Source organism: Pseudoalteromonas sp. ESRF-bin5 (genome assembly GCF_002632075.1).
GTDB lineage: Bacteria > Pseudomonadota > Gammaproteobacteria > Enterobacterales > Alteromonadaceae > Pseudoalteromonas > Pseudoalteromonas marina.
The window spans coordinates 1-2,578 of sequence record NZ_NTLW01000268.1 but is presented as its reverse complement, the minus strand read 5'-3'; the positions used below and the strand labels follow the sequence as shown (position 1 = coordinate 2,578).

Here is a 2,578-nt window from a genome sequence, read left to right as displayed (position 1 = left end):
TTAAGCCGATTACAGCTTGAAATGGAAAGTTCAAAAAGAAACGAAGCGGCAATTAAGGTTATGGCACTTCGTAACGACTCTAACTTTTTACTAGCAACCATTTTGTGGGGTAACGTGGGTATTAACGTTTTACTCACGTTGCTCTCTGATTCTGTATTAATGGGCGCTAGCTCGTTTTTATTCTCAACGATTGCGATTACGATAATCGGTGAGATAACACCTCAAGCTTATTTTTCTCGTAATGCATTAAAAATGGCGAGTATGCTTTCGCCATTAATAAAGTTTTATCAAGTTTTGTTTTATGTTGTTGCTAAACCAACGGCCTTGGTACTTGATGCATGGCTGGGCAAAGAAGGTATTACCTATTTTGCTGAAAGCGAGCTTAGAGGAATAATACGTAAACACATTGAGGCAGAAGAAGCTGATGTGCAACATGTTGAAGGTATTGGTGCACTTAACTTTTTTAGCTTAGACGAAATCAGTGTAACTAAAGAAGGGGAAATAATTGATCCAGATTCTATAATCTCTTTACCTACTAAACTTGATTTACCTATTTTTCCTGAACTGACATTATCAGCCGATAATGAGTTTTTACGTAAATTACACAAATCGGGCTATAACTGGGTAATTTTGACTAACAACGATGGGTGGCCGTTATTAGTGGTTGATGCAGATGGTTTTTTACGATCAGCATTATTTGAGCCAGATATTTTTGACCCTTACCATTTTTGCCACAGACCTATTATTGTAACGGATGAAACACTGCGTTTAAGTGAGGTTATTTTAAAAATACGCGCAAATCATTCGCTCGATAAATCGTTTGATGGTGCTATTGATCACGACGTTGTGCTGGTATGGGGTGATGAGAAGCGTATTATTACTGGTGCTGATATATTCGGTCGTTTATTAAAGGGAATGAATGCGCCAAAGTTAGAGATGAACGAAAATAAAGAAGTACAGCCGCTGTCAAAATCGTAAGTTAATCTATTTTTTTATAGTTAAGCCAGTGCTATATATGCATAGCTCAATATTTGATATGCGAATAAAAAAGCCGCTAATAGCGGCTTTTTTATTGAACAACATTCATTCAATTAATTTATGCCCAGCCTTCGTAACGCTTACGGCGCGACAAAACAATGGTTAAAATGATTCCCAAAAACAACCCTAAAAATGCAATCGCACCGCCGTAGGTAAGTAGTTGTCGTTTTTCTTTTGAACTAGCGGCTTCTTTTTGCGTGCGCTCTTGCGCGAGTGTTGTTTGCAGGCTTGTAATTTGCGCTGATAATTGCAGGTTTTGATCGGTTAAGGTTTGATTTTGTTTTTGTAGCTGTGGCAGCTCTATTTGAGCAAGGCGTAAATTTTCCTGCATGGTGCTCATTTCGCTGCTTAAGGTTTGGTATTGTTGATGTAACCCAGGTGTAGTAGAAATAAATTTAGTTTCAATCCAACCTTCGCGGTCTTTATCGTCCTTTATTTTAATAAAGCCGTTTTCTTCGCCAGACAGTACGGTTATTTTTGTTCCCGCGTCTACAGAGCCAAGTAGTCGATAATTTTTGCTCGCGCCTGAACGCATAAATGTATACAAATTATCAATAACGTAAGCGGTATTTGCATCTGATGGGCTCGCTGTTTGTGCTTCATCTTGTGCGTAGCTTATAAACGTAGTGGCTGTTAAAAGTAGCCCGAATAAACAATGTTTTAGCATTTATCTACCTTGTTGTTCTTACTGAGTCCGTTATGAACATGGTTTTTTAATTCACATATAATGCAAGATAGTAGGGATTTAGCCTTTTAAAAGCAAGGCTGATATTGTAACCCTGACATGATTAAAGCACTTAATAAGCCTAAAAAATTTGCATTGTTAGAGCGCTTTGTTTATTTTGACCACTTATTTATTTTAAAGGTAATCCGCAGACCGAATGGATACTGAGATAGAACTGAAATTTTTGGTATCAGATGCCGTTGTTCCACTGATCCCCTCACTAATTACTCAATTTGCTAAAACGGTTATAAATAAACCATCGCGTAGTTTGCAAAATGCCTATTATGATACGCCAAGCCGTGAACTACGAGCTCTTGATATTGGCTTTAGAACCCGTTGTTCTGACAATCAGTGCGAACAAACTATCAAGCTTGCCGGCGAAGTTGTAGGGGGCCTTCATCAGCGCCCAGAATATAACTTACCTATTGATTCCAGCCGCCCTAACTTAATGGCGTTTAGTGCTGATATTTGGCCACATGGCATGCAAGTAGATGCAATTTCACAAAATTTGTATCCTATTTTCAGCACTAACTTTATTCGCCGTACGTGGTTAATTGAAACGCAAGCTGGTGCAAAAATTGAAGTGGTGCTTGATAAAGGCGAAATCGCAGCCTCTGGGCAAGTTGAGATGATCAGCGAGCTGGAAATAGAATTAATTGAAGGCAGCCGCAATGAGCTGTTTGCTTTGGCTGATATTTTAGTTAGCCAAAACTGTATCCGACTCGGTTTGTATTCAAAAGCAGCACGCGGCTACCGTTTAGCCGACGACAATCCGCTTAAGCCTAGTAAGTCGATTGGCTTTGTTAAGCTTCCTCG

General features: G+C 39.1%; 3 protein-coding genes. 2 read left to right on the top strand and 1 reads right to left on the bottom strand.

Translation table 11 applies throughout. The annotated features are described in order from the left end of the window. Positions 1 to 978, top strand: a 978-nt coding sequence (locus BCG07_RS16490) for a DUF21 domain-containing protein (RefSeq protein ID WP_286891151.1), incomplete at its 5' end; no start/stop codon positions are given. Positions 979 to 1,096: 118 nt separating this feature from the next. Here the strand turns inward: BCG07_RS16490 and BCG07_RS16485 are convergent. Beyond that, entirely contained in the window at positions 1,097 to 1,705 is a 609-nt protein-coding gene (locus tag BCG07_RS16485) for a TIGR04211 family SH3 domain-containing protein (RefSeq protein ID WP_243531414.1), read from the bottom strand. A gap of 214 nt (positions 1,706 to 1,919) precedes the next feature. Here BCG07_RS16485 and BCG07_RS16480 point away from each other — a divergent pair. Next, positions 1,920 to 2,578: CYTH domain-containing protein (locus BCG07_RS16480; protein ID WP_286891149.1), on the top strand; the 659-nt coding region annotated here is incomplete at its 3' end.